This window comes from Flavobacterium sp. LC2016-23 (genome assembly GCF_009674775.1).
Taxonomy (GTDB): Bacteria; Bacteroidota; Bacteroidia; order Flavobacteriales; family Flavobacteriaceae; genus Flavobacterium.
The window spans coordinates 103,482-124,810 of the sequence record NZ_WKKE01000010.1 but is presented as its reverse complement, the minus strand read 5'-3'; the positions used below and the strand labels follow the sequence as shown (position 1 = coordinate 124,810).

Annotated in this window: 18 protein-coding genes; 13 read left to right on the top strand and 5 right to left on the bottom strand. The window is 35.6% G+C overall.

Annotated features, from left to right (window positions below):
- The first annotated feature begins 161 nt into the window (after positions 1 to 161).
- The 3 genes from clpX to GJU43_RS10425 all read left to right on the top strand — a co-directional run bounded on the left by clpX (position 162) and on the right by GJU43_RS10425 (position 3,357).
- Positions 162 to 1,394 carry an ATP-dependent Clp protease ATP-binding subunit ClpX gene (gene clpX / locus GJU43_RS10435; protein ID WP_154340704.1) on the top strand — a complete coding sequence of 411 codons (1,233 nt, stop codon included), beginning with the start codon at positions 162 to 164 and terminating at the stop codon, positions 1,392 to 1,394.
- 159 nt (positions 1,395 to 1,553) lie between these two features.
- On the top strand, positions 1,554 to 2,756 hold the full coding sequence (locus tag GJU43_RS10430) for a hypothetical protein (RefSeq protein ID WP_154340703.1): 1,203 nt from the start codon (positions 1,554 to 1,556) through the stop codon (positions 2,754 to 2,756).
- Positions 2,757 to 2,760: 4 nt separating this feature from the next.
- A complete protein-coding gene (locus GJU43_RS10425) occupies positions 2,761 to 3,357 on the top strand; it encodes a hypothetical protein (RefSeq protein WP_154340702.1) in 597 nt (198 codons plus the stop codon).
- A gap of 263 nt (positions 3,358 to 3,620) precedes the next feature.
- Here GJU43_RS10425 and GJU43_RS10420 read toward each other — a convergent pair whose 3' ends face one another.
- Positions 3,621 to 4,586, bottom strand: a complete 966-nt coding sequence (locus GJU43_RS10420; RefSeq protein ID WP_154340701.1) for a GlxA family transcriptional regulator — start codon at positions 4,584 to 4,586, stop codon at positions 3,621 to 3,623.
- A 140-nt stretch (positions 4,587 to 4,726) separates the two neighbouring features.
- Here GJU43_RS10420 and GJU43_RS10415 point away from each other — a divergent pair, with 140 nt between their 5' ends.
- From GJU43_RS10415 to serB, 7 genes are all read left to right on the top strand, one after another.
- On the top strand, positions 4,727 to 5,140 hold the full coding sequence (locus GJU43_RS10415) for a VOC family protein (RefSeq protein ID WP_154340700.1): 414 nt from the start codon (positions 4,727 to 4,729) through the stop codon (positions 5,138 to 5,140).
- A gap of 32 nt (positions 5,141 to 5,172) precedes the next feature.
- Positions 5,173 to 5,589 carry an SRPBCC domain-containing protein gene (locus GJU43_RS10410; protein ID WP_154340699.1) on the top strand — a complete coding sequence of 139 codons (417 nt, stop codon included), beginning with the start codon at positions 5,173 to 5,175 and terminating at the stop codon, positions 5,587 to 5,589.
- A gap of 27 nt (positions 5,590 to 5,616) precedes the next feature.
- On the top strand, positions 5,617 to 6,024 hold the full coding sequence (locus GJU43_RS10405; protein ID WP_154340698.1) for an SRPBCC family protein: 408 nt from the start codon (positions 5,617 to 5,619) through the stop codon (positions 6,022 to 6,024).
- Positions 6,025 to 6,037: 13 nt separating this feature from the next.
- Positions 6,038 to 6,454 carry a VOC family protein gene (locus tag GJU43_RS10400; protein ID WP_154340697.1) on the top strand — a complete coding sequence of 139 codons (417 nt, stop codon included), beginning with the start codon at positions 6,038 to 6,040 and terminating at the stop codon, positions 6,452 to 6,454.
- 2 nt (positions 6,455 to 6,456) lie between these two features.
- Positions 6,457 to 6,900, top strand: a complete 444-nt coding sequence (locus tag GJU43_RS10395; RefSeq protein ID WP_154340696.1) for an SRPBCC domain-containing protein — start codon at positions 6,457 to 6,459, stop codon at positions 6,898 to 6,900.
- Positions 6,901 to 6,977: 77 nt separating this feature from the next.
- On the top strand, positions 6,978 to 7,415 hold the full coding sequence (locus tag GJU43_RS10390) for a VOC family protein (RefSeq protein WP_154340695.1): 438 nt from the start codon (positions 6,978 to 6,980) through the stop codon (positions 7,413 to 7,415).
- Between the two features lie 157 nt (positions 7,416 to 7,572).
- The gene (gene serB, locus GJU43_RS10385) at positions 7,573 to 8,802 is read left to right on the top strand and encodes a phosphoserine phosphatase SerB (protein ID WP_154340694.1); all 1,230 of its coding nucleotides are present in this window, start codon (positions 7,573 to 7,575) and stop codon (positions 8,800 to 8,802) included.
- Positions 8,803 to 9,162: 360 nt separating this feature from the next.
- Here serB and GJU43_RS10380 read toward each other — a convergent pair whose 3' ends face one another.
- Positions 9,163 to 10,686 carry a GH3 auxin-responsive promoter family protein gene (locus GJU43_RS10380; protein WP_154340693.1) on the bottom strand — a complete coding sequence of 508 codons (1,524 nt, stop codon included), beginning with the start codon at positions 10,684 to 10,686 and terminating at the stop codon, positions 9,163 to 9,165.
- 212 nt (positions 10,687 to 10,898) lie between these two features.
- On the opposite strand from GJU43_RS10380, the gene GJU43_RS10375 reads away from it, so the two are divergent.
- Positions 10,899 to 11,693: a DUF2797 domain-containing protein gene (locus GJU43_RS10375; protein WP_154340692.1), complete on the top strand. Its 795-nt coding sequence runs from the start codon at positions 10,899 to 10,901 to the stop codon at positions 11,691 to 11,693.
- Between the two features lie 257 nt (positions 11,694 to 11,950).
- Positions 11,951 to 13,033: a glycosyltransferase family 9 protein gene (locus tag GJU43_RS10370; protein WP_154340691.1), complete on the top strand. Its 1,083-nt coding sequence runs from the start codon at positions 11,951 to 11,953 to the stop codon at positions 13,031 to 13,033.
- A 64-nt stretch (positions 13,034 to 13,097) separates the two neighbouring features.
- Here GJU43_RS10370 and GJU43_RS10365 read toward each other — a convergent pair whose 3' ends face one another.
- The gene (locus tag GJU43_RS10365; RefSeq protein WP_154340690.1) at positions 13,098 to 15,692 is read right to left on the bottom strand and encodes an AsmA-like C-terminal region-containing protein; all 2,595 of its coding nucleotides are present in this window, start codon (positions 15,690 to 15,692) and stop codon (positions 13,098 to 13,100) included.
- A gap of 344 nt (positions 15,693 to 16,036) precedes the next feature.
- The gene (gene sppA / locus GJU43_RS10360; RefSeq protein WP_154340689.1) at positions 16,037 to 17,794 is read right to left on the bottom strand and encodes a signal peptide peptidase SppA; all 1,758 of its coding nucleotides are present in this window, start codon (positions 17,792 to 17,794) and stop codon (positions 16,037 to 16,039) included.
- Positions 17,795 to 18,017: 223 nt separating this feature from the next.
- Between sppA and folK the strand changes: the two genes are divergently transcribed.
- Positions 18,018 to 19,151: a 2-amino-4-hydroxy-6-hydroxymethyldihydropteridine diphosphokinase gene (gene folK, locus GJU43_RS10355; protein ID WP_154340688.1), complete on the top strand. Its 1,134-nt coding sequence runs from the start codon at positions 18,018 to 18,020 to the stop codon at positions 19,149 to 19,151.
- Positions 19,152 to 19,158: 7 nt separating this feature from the next.
- Here folK and GJU43_RS10350 read toward each other — a convergent pair whose 3' ends face one another.
- Positions 19,159 to 21,312, bottom strand: a complete 2,154-nt coding sequence (locus tag GJU43_RS10350) for a T9SS type B sorting domain-containing protein (RefSeq protein WP_154340687.1) — start codon at positions 21,310 to 21,312, stop codon at positions 19,159 to 19,161.
- Between the last annotated feature and the right edge of the window lie 17 nt (positions 21,313 to 21,329).

Here is a 21,329-nt window from a genome sequence, read left to right as displayed (position 1 = left end):
TTGTTTAAAGTTTCAGGTTTCAGGTTAGCTCCGGCAACCTGAAACCTGAAACAAATTAAACTTGAAACAAAAATAAAAAGTTAATAGGTTGCTAAGTTTTTAAGGTTTTGATCAAAAATCTTAGAAACTTAGTAACTTTGCAGCTTAGTAACTAAAAAAGAATGGCTAAAGTAGTATTAGAATGTTCGTTTTGTGGAAGGAAAAAGCCAGAAACCAATTTATTGATTGCAGGTATCAATGCACATATTTGTGATAAATGTATTGAACAGGCACACGGAATTGTACTAGAAGAATTAAAATCAAGTGGAAGCTCAAAACTGGTTGGGGATTTAATCTTAAAGAAACCGAAAGAAATCAGAGCTTTCTTAGATCAGTATGTTATTGGTCAGGATCAGACTAAAAAAGTAATGTCAGTGGCGGTTTACAATCACTACAAACGTTTAATGCAACAGCAATTAGACGACGAAGTAGAGATTGAGAAAAGCAACATCATTATGGTGGGTCAGACTGGAACCGGAAAAACACTGGTAGCAAAAACGATCGCCAAAATGTTAGATGTTCCTTTGGCTATTGTTGATGCAACGGTCTTAACTGAAGCCGGATATGTAGGAGAAGACGTTGAAAGTATTTTGACACGTTTGCTTCAGGCAGCCGACTACGATGTAGCCAAAGCCGAAAGAGGAATCGTTTTTATTGATGAAATAGATAAAATTGCCCGTAAGAGTGATAATCCATCCATTACCCGTGACGTTTCAGGAGAAGGGGTACAGCAGGCCTTGTTGAAATTATTGGAAGGAACAGTGGTAAACGTGCCGCCAAAAGGAGGACGTAAACACCCGGACCAGAAATTTGTTGAGGTGAATACGCAAAATATTTTGTTTATTGCCGGAGGTGCTTTTGATGGGGTAGAACGTATTATTTCGAAACGTTTAAACCGTCAGGCAGTGGGGTATTCTACTTCTAAAAATGTAGATAACATCGACAAAGACAATTTATTGCAATACATCATCCCGAAAGACATCAAAGATTTTGGATTGATTCCGGAGATTATTGGCCGTTTGCCGGTTCTTACGCATATGGATCCTTTAGACAGGGAAACTTTGCGTGCGATCTTAACGCAGCCGAAAAATGCCTTAATCAAACAATATCAGAAGTTATTTTTGATGGATGAAGTAGAATTCAGCATTTCGGATGAAGCTTTAGATTTTATCGTAGACAAAGCTTTGGAATACAAACTCGGAGCTCGTGGATTACGTTCATTATGTGAAGCCATCCTAACAGATGCGATGTACGAATTGCCAAGTTCAGACGATAAAGTACTGACAATTGATAAAGATTATGCAAAACATACTTTGAATAAAAATTTACTGAAGCGTATGGAAATTGCTTCGTAAGTTCAATTAAATCAAATTATTTTAAAAAACCTGTTCATTTGTTTGAGCAGGTTTTTTTTTATACTTTATAAGTATAAATTCCTACATTAAATATTTTTTATAAGAATTTATTTATTAAGTTTGTTTTATAGTAATAATCATTCAAAAAAAAATAAAATTATGAAAGAAAAAATTAAAAAAATTACGATTTTAAGTGCTCTTTTGTTGGTTTCTGTATTTTTTTCCAGATGCCAAAATGATGAGTATTTATCAAAAACAGAAAATACAAATTTACTATCAGCCAAAACATGGTTTGATAACTACAAGACAAAAGAAAATTTTCATGCGGCATTTAAAAACATCGAATATAATTGGGAAAATGCTTATGCAGTTAAATTAGAAAATGCTTCCGGGGCTATTGCTATACCTATGAAGGATAATCCTGAAAATTCAGATTATAAAGGAAAAAAAATATTATATTTATATCCCTCTGATAGTGGATATGATGCAGTGGTACATGAAATATTTCCAAAACAAGAAGCTGTTTCCTTCTTTGAAAATAAAAAACAAGATTTTCAAAATCTCGATTCTTTTAGTGGTTATATCCTTACATGGAATTTAAGAGAAGGATTTGTAAAAGGAGCAGAATTTGAAAAGGGTTTAGTAGTTAAAAATATTTCATCTGCGATTATTTTCCCTGATGGCGAAAAAGCAAAGGAATATAATCTAACTCGTAAAGCTCCTGCAGATTGGCAATTGGAACTTGATCCTGTTAGCGTTACTGGTGGTAGCGGTGGTGGAGGATGCGCAGGATGTGGAGGAGTTATAAGATTTACCCCGACTTTAGGAGGAAGTGGTATAGGAGGAGGAAGTGGCGGTTATATTGGTTCTCCCAGAGGTGGTAGTGGAGCAGGGACCGGGACACCAAGTGCTCCGGAAGTTAAAGATGATTTACCACCCAGCTGTGAAAGTTTTAATTTTACTAAAACTACTAACAATTGGCAAGAAGCTTTAGTTAAAAATGTGCATTTTAAAGTATTTTTACTAAATGAAAAAGGTGTTGAAATATTACATGTAATTGAGTTTGCACAACCAATAGCATTCGGTACACCTTTAAATGTACAAGTTGGAAATACAAATATAACTCCTGGAATTGCTGCAAATACATCTGCAAGAGCCCTTCAAAGAGCAATGCAAGATGTTATTGATAGATATGGGCATACAAGAGAATCAGAATTAACTGTTAGGTTATATTTTGAGGAAAGATTAAAGTATAATTATCCACTATACATTCATGGAGCTAGAGTAAATTTTAACGCAACAAATAATGGCAGAGTAACTGACTATAAAACAAATATTATTACTGGTGGAGACTGTAGATAAAAAAATGATTGATAAAGTTTTAAAAAATTTAGTATATCTATTCTATCCTAAGAACATTTGTGCTTATACAGAAAAAGATAAATATTTTGCAACTGCAGAATATAAAAGACTTAAAGATCTAATAGTCGAATTTGATTCTGAAAAAAGCAAAATTCTTCGGAACGCGATAGTTCATTTATTTGAAGAGGATTATACATTAAAAGGATTTGAGGATTTTTCCTTATTTGAGTGGGATGATAGATGTCTAACATTCAATTTGACAATAATATCAAATGACGAACTATATACAATATCATTATATGTAAGTGTTTTGATTCCCTATTATGTAATTAGCTGTCAAAAAAACATTATTGATCTCTGGTTTTCTAAAGAACAAATATCTGATTTACAAAAAAATAATACCGAAATCAGACAGATAAATGACTTAATTTTAGATATAGAATCTATTGTTGAGGATAAACTTTTATATAGTAAATTTCCAGAGGAAATGCTGAATGTTATTATTGAGGACATTAGTTTTCAAGATTCAATATTTGGGCATTTTAACATGTTCAATGCTTTTTTTAACAACAATATAATAATAAGAGAAAATGAGAAGTAAATTTTTAATATTCTCCACAATCAGTTTTTCATTATTTGTGTTTTTTTACTTTTCGGAGTATTATTTTGATTTTTGCATCGGAGATACTTTTTATGTGGTAAATTATTTTTATCTAGTATTATTAGTCTATTTATTAGGATGTGTGTATCATTTGATAAAGTATATAAAAAAGAAAAGAAAGTAAAACTTATTGAAGAGTATGGAAATCGCTTCGTAAGTATGAATAAATTTAAGTAAAAGTCTCAGTGAAAACTGGGACTTTTTTATTGTACTCTAAACTTTTCCCGATATTCAATAGGTTTCATCCCAACCATTTTATAGAATACTTTTCGAAATGCTTTAGGATCATTATAGCCCGTTTTTTCAATGATTTCAGAAATTGAAAGCTGGGTTTGTTCCAGGTATTTTTTAGAACTTTCGACTCTGATATTTTGCAAATATTCGATTGGAGGAATTCCGGTAACCTGTTTAAAACGTCTGGTCATATTTCGGCTACTGGTTGGAATGTCTTTGGTGATTTCTTCTAATTTTTCTATGGTACTGTACTGATTTTCTATTTTGTGCTGTAACATGGCTACCAAACTGTCATTGTGCAAATGATTGGGTCTGAAAGTGCTGAAATAACTCTGTTTGTAACGGTTTAAATCAATAGAGAAGATTTTGGCAATCTGAACGGCAATTTCATTTCCGCAATATTTCTGCACCAGAAGAATCAGTAAATGAAAGGTGGAAGTTGAGCCGCCACTGGTGTAAAGACTGCCATCTGCGGTTAAAGTTTCTTCAGATTTTAATTTTACTAACGGAAATGCTTTGGTAAAAGCACTGCAGGCATCGACATGCGTTGTGGCCAGTTTTTCATTTAATAAACCCGAAGCCGCGAATAAAAAGGCGCCGGTGCAAAAACTCGCCAGTTCAGCTCCGGCCTTATGTTGTTTTTGCAGCCAGGGAATGAATTTTTTGTTCTTCGCAATCATTTCACTCATATTGTCTGTGGTAAAAGCCGGAATCAAAATCAAATCCAGATCCTGATTGCAGTTTTCTATGGAATTCACCTTATATCCAAACAATTGTTCCCCACTGATCTGTTCTGAAGACTGAAAAACCATAATGTCAAAAGCTTTTTCAGTTCCCTTGTACAATTTATTAGCCGTTTCAAAAACTTCTAAAATTGCTGCAATGCTTAATAATTTGTAGTCGTGCGGCACAATTAAACCTGTTTTTTTGATCATGGTTTTTCTTTTTTGGAAAATTAACTTGCTTACAAAAATATAAAATTTGTCTTAAATGACCCTAAAGTTGACTTTTAATATAGCATTGTGCTTTTTGTAATATTTTACATTTGTTTTAAATAATTTGTAATTTTATAGAGATGAAAACAAAAATATTCTTAAATCTTCCTGTAAAAGATTTAAACCGATCGATAGCATTCTTTACTCAGTTGGGTTTTTCATTCAATCCAAAATTCACAAATGAGAAAGGGACTTGTCTGGTTATTGAAGAAAATATAAACGTAATGCTTCTGGTGGAGGAGTTTTACCAAACCTTTACGCATAAAGAAATTTGCAATACGGCTACGACCAGCGAAGTTCTAATTTCAATTTCACTTGAAAGTCGGGATAAAATCGACGAAATGATCAGGAAAGTCATTAAAGCCGGCGGAACAGAATATAGAGAGACAAAGGATTATGGCTGGATGTATCAACGCACTTTTCTGGATACCGACGGACATCAATGGGAGATTTTCTTTATGGATGAAAGTCAAATCCCGGAGATGAGTGAATGAAAAGCTATAATACATTTTAAAAATAGTAAAAGATGATAACGGTAAAAAACACGATTAACGCATCCATTGCTAAAGTTTGGGATTTCTGGACTTTGCCGGAACATATTGTCAATTGGAATATACCTTCGTCAGACTGGCATAATCCGTATGCGGAAAATGATTTAAAAGTAGGAGGAAAATTCAAATACACAATGGGCACAAAAGACGGGAGCGTAGTTTTTGATTTTGAAGGCACCTATACCAAAGTGGAGAATCATGCCTTACTTGAATATAAACTTTTGGATAACAGAATAGGAACAGTGCGTTTTGAAACGGATGGCAATACTGTGCAAATTGCAGAAACATTTGAACCTGAAAAAGAAAATCCGAAAGCCATGCAGGAGCAATTCTTAAAAGGAGTGATTGCTAATTTCAAAGAGTATGTTGAGCGTTTTAACCGAAATGTATAAAAAAATACAAATTTTAATAAACAGACAATGATTACAGTACAAAACACGATTAATGCTTCAATAGATAAAGTCTGGGAGTTCTGGACCTTACCGGAACATATTACAAAATGGAGTTTCGCTTCACCGGACTGGCATACCCCTTACGCAGAAAATGACCTGAAAGAAGGAGGGAAATTCAAATCGACTATGGCGGCAAAAGATGGCAGTATGAGTTTTGATTTTGAAGGTGAATATACTTTAGTGCAGCAAAATCAGGCCATAGAATATGTCATGGGCGATGGGCGAAAGGTTGAAATTACTTTTGAGGCAACTCCAAACGGAGTAGAAGTAAAGGAAAGTTTTGATCCCGAAACACAAAATCCGGAAGAAATGCAGCGTGGCGGCTGGCAGGCAATCCTGGATAATTTTAAAAGTTATGTAGAAAGTACAACTTAAAAAAAAATAATAGATGGCGAAACAAATCTGGCTGAATCTGCCCGTTAAAAATGTGGCAAAGGCGAAAGACTTTTTTTGGAAAATAGGTTTTTCTTTTAATGAACAACATGACACTCCAACCTCGACTTGTATGTTGGTGGGAGAAGGAAATTTTGTAGTGATGCTTTTTGAAAATACTTTGTTTGAAAGCTTTTCTAAAAGCAAAATTCCGGATACACAATTAAGTTCAGAAATCCTGATTTCGATTGATGCTGAAAGTGTAGCGGAAGTAGATGAATTGGCTGAAAAAGTTAAAAAAGCCGGAGGTACTGTTTTTGCCCCTCCTGCCGAAAGCCAGGGATGGATGTACGGTGCTGGTTTTGCTGATTTAGACGGACATCGCTGGAATGTGTTATATATGGATTTTAGCAAATTACCGCAACAACCTTAAAGATGGAAACATTAGAATTTAAAATTAGAATTAAAGCTCCGGCAGAAAAAGTCTGGAACATTTTATGGGCGGATGAGACCTATAAAAAATGGACAGGAGCTTTCTGTGAAGGTTCTTATGCTGTAAGCGACTGGAACGAAGGTGATAAAATACATTTTATGTCGCCGGGCGGAGAAGGAATGAATAGTATCATTGAAACTAAAATTCCAAATGAATATATGGCTTTTAAGCATATAGGGGAAATAAAAGACTTTAAAGAATTGCCTATTGACGAAGAAACAAAAAAGTGGAGCGGTGCAATGGAAACGTATCGATTGACGCCTGATGATGAATTTACTGATTTGGTTGCTCAGGTGGATGTAGTTGAAAAATACCTGGATTACTTTAAAGAAGCTTTTCCGAAAGGACTGGAAACAGTGAAAGAATTGGCGGAAGAGAGAGAATAGAGGCTAGAGAATAGAATTAAGAAAATAGAGAATAGAATAAAGAGAATAGAAACAACAAACAATAAACAACAAAGATTATGGCAGCAATAAATCCTTATTTGCTTTTTAACGGGAATTGTGAAGAAGCATTCTTATTTTATAAATCCGTTTTTGGAGGTGAATTTCCGTATATCGGGAAGTTTAAAGATATACCGGAAGAAGACGATAGCAACAAAATGGCTGAAGAAGACGGAAACAGAATTATGCACGTTTCCCTGCCCATTGGGAATACCGTTTTAATGGGAAGTGACAGTCATCCAAAATTTGGAGATTTGCGTATTGGAGATAATTTTTCAATTTCCATTAATACGGAAAGCAGGGAAGAAGCAGACCGTATTTTTAACGGACTCTCAGCCGGAGGTCACGTAGAAATGCCTATGAATGATACCTTCTGGGGGGCTTATTTCGGAATGTTTAAAGATAAATTTGGTGTAGGATGGATGGTAAATTTTGACGAAAAACAGCCAGAGGCATAACCAATAAAGTTATGTTATTCTAATAGCGGAACATAATTGTTAAATTACTTTAAAAAGCACATGTTTATGTGCTTTTTCTTTTCAAAAAAACAAAGATTATTCTTTTTTATCAACAATAGATTGTCGATTTTTGTCGCTCTTAATCAATAAAGAAAAAATGGCAATAGAAGATAAAGAGATTATTTTATTAAAAGTTTCAGGTCACGATAAACCCGGAGTTACGGCTGGTTTGACAGCAGTATTGGCAACTTACGATGCGATTATTTTAGATATAGGCCAGGCCGACATTCACGACACACTTTCTTTAGGTATTTTATTTGAAATTGAAGCAGGTTCCAGTTCCGGACCCGTTTTAAAAGACTTATTGTTTAAAGCTTACGAATTGGAAATCAAAGTTAAATTTATTCCGATTTCTATTGAGGATTACGAAACGTGGGTAAAATCACAATCAAAACAACGATACATCATTAATATTTTGGGAGAGAAGTTAGCCGCTTCGCAATTGGCAGCAGTAACTAAAATATTATCCGATCAGAATTTAAATATCGATTCCATTATAAGATTAACAGGAAGGACTTCTATCATCGAAATAGAAGAGAATCCCCGTTCCTGCATACAATTATCCGTCACCGGCGAAATTGTAAATAAGATCGTGATGACAGCCAGTTTCATGCAGATTTCAAGAACGCTGGATGTGGATATTTCTTTTCAGGAAGATAATATTTACCGAAGAAACAGACGTCTCGTTTGTTTTGATATGGATTCTACGCTGATCCAGACAGAAGTCATTGATGAATTAGCCGAACTTAACGGAGTAGGCGAACAGGTAAGGGCTATTACAGAATTGGCCATGAATGGTGAAATTGATTTTAATGAAAGCTTTAAACAGCGCATGGCTTTGTTAGAAGGCTTAAGTGAAGATGTTTTGCGATCTGTTGCTGAAAGATTACCCATAACAAAAGGAGCGCACCGTTTGATGAAAGCCCTGAAATATTACGGGTACAAAACGGCCATTCTCTCCGGAGGATTTACCTATTTCGGAGAATATTTGCAAAAAGAATTAGGGATCGATTACGTTCATGCCAATCAATTAGAGATCAAAGACGGTAAGTTAACCGGGAAATATATCGGAGATATCATCGACGGTCAGAAGAAAGCAGAGCATTTAAAAGCTATTGCAGACAAAGAAGGTATTCATATCAACCAGACCATAGCGGTTGGTGATGGCGCCAACGATTTGCCAATGCTCAACTTAGCCGGTTTAGGAATTGCGTTCCATGCCAAACAAAAAGTAAAAGAGAGCGCTTCCACTTCAATCTCAAGTTTAGGGCTTGATGGTGTTTTATATTTACTCGGATATCATGACCGATATATCGATATGATGTAGGTAAGAATTCAGTTCTTTTTTGTCATTTCGACCGAAGGGAGAAATCACACTCGTAGCTCGACAAAGATTGGCGACATTTCTTTACGGAATTACTAATGTGATTTCGACCGAAGGGAGAAATAATAAATAAACTTAAAAATACAAACCTTAGTTCTCAGTAATGCTAAGGTTTTTTTATGGGCATGTCCCGCCGGAAAAGGCGGGTCGGGCTATTCGTTTCAATCTTTTTGTTTTTAAAGAAAAAACAAAAAGGATTTCCACTGCTATCCCTCATGCGATTCAGTGGAATTAAGTATTTAAATAGACATCTTGCGATAAACGAAGCCTAAATAATCAGTGGAAAATCAGTGAAATTCGTGTTTAGCTCTTAACGACACACATCTCTTTCAACTGCTCCAGATAATCACGTTGATTCGAAAGCCTCGGAATTTTATGTTGTCCGCCTAATTTATCTCTTTCTTTAAGCCAGTCATAAAATAAGTTTTCTCTTGCGACATTAATCACCAAAGGGTTTAAAGTCATATTGTTGTGACGCTTGGCTTCATAATCAGAGTTTAAAGTCTGCAGTGTTTCATCCAGTACTTTCTGGAAAAGGCCTACATCCGCAGGTTTTTTCTTGAACTCAATCATCCATTCGTGAGCCCCTTTTTCTTTGTCCTGCATAAAAATAGGCGCTACTGTATAATCAATCACTTCAGTCTGCGTAATCTGACAGGCTTTGGCAATGGCCTGATCGGTATTTTCGACCATTAATTCTTCACCAAAAACATTAATATGATGCTTGGTTCTTCCCGTCACGCGAATTCGGTAAGGGTTTAAAGATGTAAAACGGACCGTATCTCCAATTAAATAGCGCCATAAACCGGAATTAGTGGTAATGACAATAGCGTAGTTCTTGTTCAGTTCAACATCAGCCAGACGAATTACTTTCTGGTTTGGAGTTCCAAAAGTATCCATTGAAATAAATTCGTAGAAAATTCCATAATCCAGCATTAATAACAAATCGCTTGAGTTATTCAGGTCCTGAATGGCAAAAAAGCCTTCTGAAGCATTGTATATTTCGTAATATTTGAAATCTTTGCTGGGTAATATTTTTTTGTATTGTTCTTTGTAGGGAGAAAAACTTACGCCTCCATGAAAATAGACTTCAAGATTGGGCCAGATTTCCAATAAGCTTTCTTTTCCGGTATTTTCCAGCACTTTATTCATTAGTACCAGCATCCAGGAAGGAACTCCGGCAAAACTGGTTACATTTTCGTTTTTTGTTTCATTGATAATTGCAGCAATTTTAGCTTCCCATTCACTCATCAGGGAAGTTTTATTACTTGGCGTGCTGCTAAATTCAGCCCAGATGGGCATGTTTTCAATCAAAATGGCAGAAAGATCCCCAAAGAAAGTATTGTTGTTTTCATAAATCTGAGAGCTTCCGCCCAAGCGAAGACTTTTTCCCAAAAACAATTCAGAATCCTCATTATTGTTCAGGTATAAACAAAGTAAATCTTTACTTCCTTTATAGTGACAATCTTCCAGAGCCTCCGTGCTTACCGGTATAAATTTACTTTTGGCATTCGTAGTTCCGCTTGATTTGGCAAACCATTTGATCGGGGTTTCCCAAAAAACACCCTGTTCGCCCTGACGTGTTCGCTCAATCAGAGGTTGTAACTCTTCGTAAGTAGCAATAGGCACTCTTTCAGCAAAAGTCTGATACGAGTTGATGGATGAAAATTCATATTGTTTCCCAATAATCGTATTTTCAGAAGCGGTCAGTAAGTTATGCAGCAATTCTTCCTGAACTTCATTCGGATATTTTAGAAAGAGCTCTATTTGATGAATTCTTTGTTTTAGAACCCAGGATGCAAATGAGTTGATTATGGATAAGGGCATGGGAATTTTAGATTTTAGATTTTAGATTTCCGATTTGGATTAAAAAACAGGAAATTTAAAATTTGAATATCGATATACAAATATTAACTTTGGCGTTGTATCAAAAATAGTGTTTTTTTACAAAAAACAATTTATTTAAGGAAAAGATTACGTTTCAAAATTTAAACTTTTAATAGTAATCTGAAATCTAAAATCAGCAATTCAAAAATCAAATGACATACCAGGGAGTACTTACCAAAATGCAGACAGAAATCGGAAATCCTATCCAGTATTACCTGGTTTTTGAAGACAGTTTTCTCAATATGAATCAATTATTAAATAAAGAAATTGATATCAATTTTGTCGGTTACCAATGTTTGAATTGCAATAAAAAAAAGAAAATATTCAGACAGGGTTTTTGTTATGATTGCTTTTATTCCAGCCCGGCCGTTGGCGACTGGATTATGAGACCCGAATTAAGTACCGCGCATTTAGGAATTGCAGATCGTGATTTAGAATATGAACAAAAGGTGCAATTGCAGCCTCATATTGTGTACTTGGCGGTAGCAAGTGAAATAAAAGTCGGGGTAACACGCAAAACACAGGTTCCAACCCGGTGGATCGATCAGGGAGCGAGTCAGGCCATCGCAATTGTTGAGGTTCCGAATCGGTATTTGGCAGGAATCACCGAGGTTGCCTTGAAAAGTCACTATACGGATAAAACCAATTGGCGAAAAATGCTTCAGAATGAAACAGAGACTTTTGATTTAATTAAAGAAAAAGAAAAAGTGGAAAGTTTAATTCCGGCAGAAGCTAAGGAATATTTTTATAGCCAAAAGAATGATGTATATGAATTGCAGTATCCAGTTTTAAATTTTCCGGCAAAAGTGGCAAGTCTGAACCTTGATAAAACACCATCCTTTAATGGAAAATTAACTGGAATTAAAGGGCAGTATTTGATTTTTGAAAACGGAACGGTTTTTAATATTCGCAGTTCCGAAGGATATGTTGTTACTGTAAACGTCTAGGTTTATGGCTGAATCGTCTGCATTTATAGACTGACGGTATATTGTTTTCCTGTTTATATAATCGTTTTACTATTTTTAAATCGCTTTCAATAAGTTGAGTATGTGAATGTTGATACATTACGTTACAATTTTGTAATAATTACTTATTGAAAGAATCTAATTTTAAGAAAAAAAAGAAACTAGCTTTGAGTTAGTTCAATTATTGATTTTTTTTTCGAATTAAGTGAAGATTTAAGAATGTTAAGCGATTTAATAATATGGGTGTTTTAAAAAATATAAATGTTTTCAGACGCAGTTTAATGCGCAATCTTACTAAGAATATTGGGAAGTCCAATTTTCAGGGGGATATTGTTTTGCTGGATAAAAATGATATTAAAAGAGTTTTAATCTGCAGACCTAATGGAAGATTAGGAAACTTATTATTGATTACACCACTCGTTCAGGAAGTAACAGAGATATTTCCAAATTGTAAAGTCGATTTGTTTGTTAAGGGAACGTTAGCTCCCATAATTTTTCAAAATTATGATGCGATTGAAAAAGTAATCGACCTGCCTAAAAAGCCTTTTAAAGATTTGCTCAAATACGCGAAGGTGTGGATCTCCATAAAAAGGCAAAAATATGATATCGCAATCAATGTCGATCAGAATTCTTCTTCCGGACGCCTGGCAGTGCAGTTCTCTAATGCCAGATATAAATTCTTCGGAGATTCAGACGGAGAAATGCAATCTGTAAAAAAAGATTACGACCACATCGCAAAATATCCGGTATACAATTTCAGAAACTATCTGACCAAACTAGGATTACCGAAAAGCAACAAAATAATAGCTTCTTTAAATCTCAAATTAAGTTTGTCTGAATTCGCGGAAGGCAAAAAGACGCTGAACAGATTGATAATAAACAATTCAAGAAGAACGATCTGTTTATTTACGTATGCCACCGGAACAAAATGTTTGCCGGAAATTTGGTGGGAAGATTTCTATAAAGCGCTAAAAAAGGAATATGCCGACTATAATATAATTGAAGTCTTACCTATCGAGAATGTCTCTCAAATTGGTTTTCAGGCACCCACATTTTACAGTAAAGATATTAGGGAAATAGGAGCATTGATAGCAAATACAGATGTTTTTATAGGAGCTGACAGCGGAATGATGCATTTGGCAAGTTCTGTATATACTCCAACAGTTGGTTTGTTTTCGGTTTCAGAACTTAAAAAATACGAGCCTTACGATAATTGCAGTGTTGGGGTTAATATCATCAAGCATTCCAAAAAAGATTATTTTAAAATACTGAATAAAATTCTCAATAACGGAAAATTGAAAATATATTCAAAAGCAGTTTAAAATAAAAGTAAAACAAAAAAATGTCAATCTATTAGATTGACCTTTTTTTGTTTTTGCTTAATTACTATTTTTTCTTCTTAAACAAACCGTTCAATAAATCACTTGCTTTTTTGGTAGCTTCCTGAGTGTTTTTTTCTTTCTCAGTTGCTGCCGCTTTCGTAGTGTCTTTTGCTTTTGTGTTTTTGTTAATTAAATCCGTAAGTGCAGAAGCCCCTTTTTGAGTCAGTTTCTCTTTTTGCTGCTTTACTAACTGAGTGGTTAAACTGCTCACAGCACTTTTCATATCCGTTGAGATTTTCGGATTGGAAAAATTACCTGTAATCATCGCATTTACCGGAATGTTGTCCAGTTTTGCTGCATCTGCAGGCGACATTTTAGCAATTAAGGCATTGGCTTCAGTTCCTAAATATTTAGCCGGAACATCTAATTTTAAGTTGTAATTCATCGTTTGATCAAAACCATGTGTTCCGCCCACAGTAATTTTAATATCCTGGTATTTAATATCAAATGGTTTTACATTTACCTTTCCGTTGTCAAAAGTCAAGGCCATTTTCAAATCATTTAAGTTCAGTTTACTGGCGTCAAGAAACTTAATATTCGAAGTCAGCGAATTCAATACAGTCGAATTTTTACTGTTTAAGGTAGTCGAAAGCAACTGGCCCAGTAAATCTCCCGAAAGCGATTTTAAATCCGGAGTTAATTCTTTGGCATCTAAATTTCCGTTCAATTTAATCGTTGAATTCAATTTTCCATTGATGATTCCTGCTAAAGGAGCAATTTTTTTCATCATGTCCAGCTGCGTAAAAGTCTGAGCAATATCAACCTGATTGAACCCTAAATTCATATTAAAAGTCGGTACTTTCTCTTTTGTGGAAACAGTACCTGTTAATCCTATTGAGCCTCCGAAAATAGAAGTTTTAAAGTTTTCTAAAGTTGCTTTTTCATCTTTCACAATTAATTTTCCGGATACATCTTTTAGTTTCAGGTTATCATACAAAACAGTTGTTGCTTTTGCATTGATGGTACAATTTAAAAACGCCGGAATTTTCATGGCTTCCGATGGTTTTGCCTCCGTTTTAGTGGTTGCAGGTTCACCTGAAGTCATAAAATCGTCAACGGCAAGTTGGTTGGAACTCATGTTGAAGTTTCCTTTAAGTTCTTGTTTTTTGAACATAAAACCGTAGAAATTTTCCAGTACTCCATTAATACTGATATCACTTTTCCCCGTAGTAGCATCAAATCGTTTCAGGTTGATTGTGCTTGGGTCAAATTGTACCAAAGCCGTGCTGATGTTCATTGATTTGTTGTTTTCATCTGTGTATTTAAAGCCTGACAAACTCATTGTTCCGGCATTTTTGATATTTTCATACTGGCTTTTTTCTACAGAAGCCATATCAAAATTAGTCGTTACATCGGCTTTCAGAATACCGGCCAAAGGTTTGTCAAGTTTGATCGGATACGCTTTGGAAAGATTCGCCAGATTGATCGTTCCTTTTAAGGCGGCATCTACGATAGGATTTACGGTGATGTTTTTCACATTTGCTTTAGCGCTGAAAACATCCTGATCAATTCTGAAAGATAGCTTGTCTAAATTAACGTAGGTGTCATTCAGAATACCGGTTTCATTAATGATTTTAGTGTCAATTACAATATTCTGAACAGACTTTGGTAAGTTCGGATATTGAAAAGAAGCATTGTTGGAAGCAATTGCAATGTTGAATTTCGGTACAGTAGTATCGGTTAATTCGCCTTTTGCAAAACCTGCTACCGTAAAATCTCCTGTGGTTTTTACACCGTCTAAACCGGAAGCATAAGCCGAAGGAATCAATCCAAGGAAATTGGTAAAGGATGAAGTTGGCGTTTTAAATTTCAAATCATAAACCTGACCTTTTTCAACCATCTGAATGAATCCGTCAAATTCTAATGGCAACTGGTTGATTAAAGCTTTGTTTTCTTTAAAAGTATATTTGCTTTTTTCTAAATCAATTCCCAAAACAGCGTCTAAAGTCAGGGATATATTTTTCATGTAATTGATTTTATCCATATCCAGAGAAACTTTAGCTGTGGATTTGGTCACTAAATCAAGTTTTGAATTGGTAAAATCTCCGGTTCCTTCGTGATTTAAACTGTCAATGACCATTCTGATTTTAGAACCCTGATCGATATACCTGAAAGTGAAATTTTCGATCTTATAGTTTTGAATTTTTAAAGCAAGCGGTTTGCCGGCTTCTTCTTTTTCTGTTTTTTCTTTGTCCTTCAATGCAATATCAAAGTTTCCGACACCATCTTTATTAAAAATAATATTGATCAGACCATTTTCAGAACTTATGCCCTGAATGTTCAGCGGTTCGTCTTTTCCTTTAAAAAGTTCTTTGATACTCATCTTCAGGTTTAATTTACCTAACGAAACCAAAGTATCTCCTTCAAAAGGCGCTTTGTTGATGATGACTAGCTTGTCAATTCCAACCGTAGCATTAGGAAAGTTTTTGAACAAACTTAAATCGGCATCTGCAAAACTCACTTTAGCATCTACACTTTCGTTAATAGCTTCTGAAATTTTCGCCTTTATCTGATCTTTGAAAAAATAAGGAATGGCGAAGAGCGCGGCAATAAATACCACGAGGACGATGGCTGTGATTTTTAAAATTTTCTTTAACATAATTAATTATAGATTTGAGGATTAAGGTTCTTAATTGGAATGCTATTCTTGCAAAAATAGACTTTTATAGTGGAGTTTATTTCAAAATTAATATAAAAAACAATAGCCTGCCTTAGATCGAATTTCGATTATGGCAAGCTATCAAAAAAAAATAAATTAATTTTCTATGTTTTTAAAACTTTATGAAAGAGATATCTTTTGTTTTATCTGTTTTGTAATTTTTGGCTAAAATAGAGAAGAGTGGTGGTTAAAGATGTTAAGTACAAATTAACTTTTGGTTAATTAAAATGAAAAATCCGTCTGAGAAAGACCCGGACGGATTTAGGTTGTATGTTTTTATTATTTTATTGAATATTTAATCCGAAAGGTAACATGGCCTGAACTCCTTTTTGTTTTTGAAATCTTTTAACCTGTTCGATAATCATGTAATTTTCTTCACCGATTTCTTCTTTAATAAAAGCCTCTTTGGATTTTGCAAAAGGTAAATTTGATAGTAAATCGTCAAATGATTTTTCGTATTCCGGATAATTCTGGGTACTGTACGATTTTATTTTGGCGATTCTCGCCGCTTCTGCAATAGCATCATTCAGTCCGCCGATTTTATCTACCAAACCAATTTTTATCGCTTCAGAACCGGACCAGACTCTTCCCTGTGCAATGGCATCAACCTGAGCAAAAGTCATTTTTCGACCCTCGGCTACATGCGTTACAAAAGTTTTATAGATGTTTTCTACACCTTCTAATGTAAAGGCTTTGAATTTTTCGTCAATTGGCACAAACGGACTGTAGTTGGCTGAATTTTCGTGTGTTTTTACCTGCTCGGTATTGATCCCTAATTTATTCGCTAAAGGGCTGAAATTTGGTAAAACTCCGAAAACACCGATGGAACCTGTTATGGTATTGCTTTCTGCGAAAATGGTATTCGCATTACAAGCGATATAATAACCTCCTGAAGCGGCATAATTCCCCATAGAAACGACAACTGGTTTTACTTTTTTGGTGATTTCAATTTCTCTCCAGATCAGATCAGAAGTCAGTGCACTTCCTCCAGGGCTGTCGATTCTTAAAACAATAGCTTTTACATCCTCGTTTTTTCGGGCTTCCTGCAAAGAACGGCGCATGGCACCTTCACCAATTACGGTAACATCACCTTCGCCACTCTGAATTTCGCCCTGAGCGTAAATAATGGCAATCTGATCACTTGAAGTGTTTGTCAGTGCTGTTGTGATATTGTTTTGAGTGTAATCTAAAATGGAAATTTTATGATACTCCTCATCGTCTGCCACTTTTAGCTTCTTTTTGATCGCGTCATGATAAACATCCTCATAAGCCACAATGTCAACCAGATGCTGTGCTTTGGCCATTTCGGGAGTTCTGGCTAACAATCCGTCTGCGATTTCGTTTAGTTTCGCTAAAGGAATGTTTCGGCTTTTTGAAATGTCACTCGAAACGGTGGACCAGATCGAATTTAAAAGAGCGGTTACCTGTTCTCTGTTGGCGTCGCTCATTTTGTTTTCCAAAAAGGGTTCAACGGCACTTTTGTATTTTCCATGACGAATCACCTCCATATGGATTCCTGATTTATCCTGAAAATCTTTAAAGAACATAACTTCAGACGAAAGACCTTTGAAGTCTAGGTCTCCGGCAGGGTTTAAATAAACGGTGTTGGCAACAGAGTTTAAATAATATTCTTTTTGCGAATAGGTGTTAGCATAAGCCCATACAAATTTGCCTGATTTCTTGAATTTTTCAAGCGCGTTTCTTAAATCTTTATATTGCGCCAGTCCTAACGATGACTGATCATTTAAGATGGAGATTCCTTTAATATTACTATCCGTTTCGGCAGCTTCAATAGCATGGATCACATCGGTTAAACCAACTCCTTTCTGGTCCGAAAAGACCGTTACCCAGGGATCTTTATATTTTCCTGCGTAATCATTTTTGATTTTCTTCAAATCTAATTCTATCACAGAATCAGCTTTAACAGAAACAGTCTCATCTCCTCCAAAAATGGCACCGATAAGAATTACACCGAAAAAGAATAACATAATGAATACAAAAATACCAATCACTGTGGCAACTACATTTCCTAGAAATTTCATAAAATATATTTTATTAATAAGTATTAAAAAGGGCTGGTTTGTTACAAATATAATTGAAAATATCACATTTATTCTTCTGATAAACAAGATTGTTTTTGGAATATAATACTTTGTTAAAGTGAATTTCAGATGAAAAATACTATTTTTTCCCTTTATCTAAAAATAGTATCTATTAAAATAATGTAATTAATTCTGAAATAGTTTTAGTTAATTTGCATTTATTATGAAATCACAGCATCAGGTCGTATTAGCAATAGGCAGTAATCAGGGAAATCGGTTAGTAAACATCGAAAGTTGTATTCAACTTATACATCAGGAAGTGGGAACTGTCATTAAGGTTTCAAAGCTTTACGAGACGCCTGCCTGGGGTTTTGAAAGTGATGCTTTTTATAATTGTGCGTTGGTGATACACACCAATTCTTCAGCACAAAAAATACTGAATCAGGTTTTAAAAATCGAAAAACAATTAGGACGAATCCGTTTGAATCAGGAAGGTTATCAATCGCGTCTCATTGATGTCGATCTGATTGTATTTGATAACGAAATTATTAAATCGGAGAAACTGGAAATTCCACATCCGTTAATGCAAAACAGGAAATTTGTATTACTCCCGATGAAGGATTTAAAATTAGACTGGAAGCATCCCGTATTTCAAAAAACGATAACCGAACTACTGGCAATTACACCCGATGACAGTCTTTGTACCGTTGTGCAGGATTTAGAAAATCCGTTGCAGGAAATTCCGCTTGAGACCTTTAATTACATCGCCTTTGAAGGAAATATAGGAGCCGGAAAAACGACTTTGGCGCATAAAATTGCTGAAGATTTTAATGCAAAAACCGTTTTGGAACGTTTTGCAGACAATCCGTTTTTACCTAAATTTTATAAAGATCAAAACCGATATGCCTTTCCGCTGGAGATGTCTTTCCTGGCCGACAGATACCAGCAATTATCAGATGACTTAGCGCAGTTTGATTTATTTAAAGATTTTATAGTAGCCGATTACCATATTTTCAAATCATTGATTTTTGCTAAAATTACGCTGGCTGAAGATGAATATCGCTTGTACAGAAACCTGTTTGATATTATTTATAAAGAAATGCAAAAGCCTGATTTGTATGTTTATTTATATCAAAATACAACAAGATTGTTAGAGAACATTAAACGACGCGGCCGTGCTTACGAACAGAATATTTCAGCAGAATATTTAGATAAAATCAATGTTGGATATTTGGATTATATCAAATCCCAAACCGATCTAAACGTTTTGATTATTGACGTTTCCGATCGTGATTTTGTAAAAAAACACGAAGACTATCTTTTTATCCTGAATGAAATTAAAAAGAAAATGGCGTAACTGATTTTTATCTTTTCAAGGTAAAATGACCTCTTATAACAGGTTTCGTATTGTCTATTCTTAAGGCATACCAATAATCGGAAGCGGGTAGAGGAATTTTATTGAAAGTCCCGTCCCAGAACATTTTAGAAGCAGTTAATTCTGTCAGGAGTTTTCCGTAGCGGTCAAAAATAGTGACTTGTGCCTGAGGATAATTTTCCATCCCGTTTACTTCCCAAACATCATTAAAAGTATCATTGTTCGGAGTGAAAAAAGCAGGGAAAACCAGAATAACAAAATCTTGTGTAGTTCCCTCGCAGCCATTTTTCTCCCTGATATAAGCAGTTTGTAATCCACCCGGCACATCGTAAAAGGTATTGGAATCCTGAAAAGTAAACCCGTCAACAGAATATTCATAGTACTCTTCTTCTTTGGCCAGATAAATAGTAGCGGTGGTTCCGTTTGTTTCTATACGGTCAATTTTAGGGATCAGATGTTCCTGAACCGTTATCGTCTTTGTACTTGGACAGTTTTCAGGAGCGGGACTTTTAACTTCAACCGTGTAAGTTCCTCCCGTAATTACTTTGATGGTCTGGGTTGTTGCGCCGGTAGACCATAAATACTCCATTCCGGTAATTCCTGCATCCAGAATTACATCGCGACCCTCACATAACGGAATATCTTTCTCCTCTGTAACTGCAGGTGGGGCATAAATAACAATGTCAACAGGAATACGGGTACTGTTTATGCAGCCATTGTTTGAAGCTTCGGCATAATAGGTCGTATTGGTTGTAATGGTTGGTGTAGAAAAGTTAACACCGGTGTAGATGCTTGTGTTTCCAGTAGCGGTCGTAAACCAGTTTATGGTGCCAATATTAGAACTGGCTTGTAAAGCGACGCTTCCAGGCCCACATCTGGATACGATTGGATTTGTCGTAGTCGGGATATCCGGAGTTGGGTTTACGGTAACCGTAACGGCTTTTCTTTTGGCTTCACAGCCCGGATCAGCATAATAAATTTTCGTGGTATTTAGAATTGGAGTCGTAAAACTGCTGCCTGTTCCTAATGATATTCCGCCTGTAGGAACATCATACCAATTAATGGTTATTCCGGTTGCGGGTGCTGTGGTTATGGTAAAACTTCCCGAATCACAGATAGGCTGCGGCATAATAGGCTGGACTTCCGGAATGGTAATTTTGGTACTGGCGGCAATCTGCAAAGGCAATTCACCCGGCATTCCGCCATATTCCACCACAAATCCTTTCGGTTGATAGGGGTCACCGGAATTTAATGATCCTGTATTTGATAAATCATTCCATGAGCCTTTTATACCAATTCCGGGTTGCGTTACATGGGCATAATCTTCATTTCCTCCCTGGTCGTTAGGCTCGCCGTTATTCCAGAAAGTATAAATCATTTTGGTGCCTGCTTCCGGTCCGGTAACCCATTTCCAGGTGCCTTCGGTTTCGGAATCGCTGCCTCCAATCCAGCCTGTTCCGGATGCCTGTTCGCCAATTAATTGCGCCTCATCAGCAGATAAAATGTTGGCTAAATATCCCTTAAGGCCATAATAAGTACTTACTTCGGCAGCGGTTTTTGCCGCAGTCCAGGTAATGCCAATACTCGGAATAAATAAATAATAATGTTGTGTAGAAGGAAGGTAATTGGCTTGCCCGATGGTAATCGAAAAAGTTCTGGTTCCGGAAGCAGTGGCTGATGAATTCGAAAAAACAACGTCTCTTACAGCCGCTTCAAGATCTGAATATAAAACGTCAACTCCAGTCGGACTTGATAATTTTAATTTTCCGGCAGTAGCATCCCAGCTTGTTACAATTGACGGATGAGATGCGGGATTTGAAAGTTCAAGTTTGTCGAAACCGCCAGAATAACCGGAGGAAACCTGAATATAAAGTGCTTGTGTGCCCGTTTCTGCAGGATCATGATTGATTGTGATACCTGTAACAATGTTTAGTGTGGTTTGAGGGCAGTATGTCTGATCTCCTGAAGCTAAAAGAACGGGCGGGTCAATAGCTGCCAGGTTTCTTTTTGCAGATTTTATAGTGTCTTTTACATCATGTGCGATATTTCTGTTAAAACCATTGGTTTTTCCGCGCGCATCTGATGAATAAAAACTTAAAACAAAAAATATAATAGATATTGTTGCAAAATTGATACTTTTCATTTTATAAAAGTATCAAT

Excerpts from the sequence above, each read along its gene's own strand:
- clpX (WP_154340704.1), top strand. The coding sequence starts at position 162 with ATGGCTAAAGTAGTATTAGAATGTTCGTTTTGTGGAAGGAAAAAGCCA.
- GJU43_RS10430 (WP_154340703.1), top strand. The coding sequence starts at position 1,554 with ATGAAAGAAAAAATTAAAAAAATTACGATTTTAAGTGCTCTTTTGTTG.
- GJU43_RS10425 (WP_154340702.1), top strand. The coding sequence starts at position 2,761 with ATGATTGATAAAGTTTTAAAAAATTTAGTATATCTATTCTATCCTAAG.
- GJU43_RS10420 (WP_154340701.1), bottom strand. The coding sequence starts at position 4,586 with ATGATCAAAAAAACAGGTTTAATTGTGCCGCACGACTACAAATTATTA.
- GJU43_RS10415 (WP_154340700.1), top strand. The coding sequence starts at position 4,727 with ATGAAAACAAAAATATTCTTAAATCTTCCTGTAAAAGATTTAAACCGA.
- GJU43_RS10410 (WP_154340699.1), top strand. The coding sequence starts at position 5,173 with ATGATAACGGTAAAAAACACGATTAACGCATCCATTGCTAAAGTTTGG.
- GJU43_RS10405 (WP_154340698.1), top strand. The coding sequence starts at position 5,617 with ATGATTACAGTACAAAACACGATTAATGCTTCAATAGATAAAGTCTGG.
- GJU43_RS10400 (WP_154340697.1), top strand. The coding sequence starts at position 6,038 with ATGGCGAAACAAATCTGGCTGAATCTGCCCGTTAAAAATGTGGCAAAG.
- GJU43_RS10395 (WP_154340696.1), top strand. The coding sequence starts at position 6,457 with ATGGAAACATTAGAATTTAAAATTAGAATTAAAGCTCCGGCAGAAAAA.
- GJU43_RS10390 (WP_154340695.1), top strand. The coding sequence starts at position 6,978 with ATGGCAGCAATAAATCCTTATTTGCTTTTTAACGGGAATTGTGAAGAA.
- serB (WP_154340694.1), top strand. The coding sequence starts at position 7,573 with ATGGCAATAGAAGATAAAGAGATTATTTTATTAAAAGTTTCAGGTCAC.
- GJU43_RS10380 (WP_154340693.1), bottom strand. The coding sequence starts at position 10,686 with ATGCCCTTATCCATAATCAACTCATTTGCATCCTGGGTTCTAAAACAA.
- GJU43_RS10375 (WP_154340692.1), top strand. The coding sequence starts at position 10,899 with ATGACATACCAGGGAGTACTTACCAAAATGCAGACAGAAATCGGAAAT.
- GJU43_RS10370 (WP_154340691.1), top strand. The coding sequence starts at position 11,951 with ATGGGTGTTTTAAAAAATATAAATGTTTTCAGACGCAGTTTAATGCGC.
- GJU43_RS10365 (WP_154340690.1), bottom strand. The coding sequence starts at position 15,692 with ATGTTAAAGAAAATTTTAAAAATCACAGCCATCGTCCTCGTGGTATTT.
- sppA (WP_154340689.1), bottom strand. The coding sequence starts at position 17,794 with ATGAAATTTCTAGGAAATGTAGTTGCCACAGTGATTGGTATTTTTGTA.
- folK (WP_154340688.1), top strand. The coding sequence starts at position 18,018 with ATGAAATCACAGCATCAGGTCGTATTAGCAATAGGCAGTAATCAGGGA.
- GJU43_RS10350 (WP_154340687.1), bottom strand. The coding sequence starts at position 21,312 with ATGAAAAGTATCAATTTTGCAACAATATCTATTATATTTTTTGTTTTA.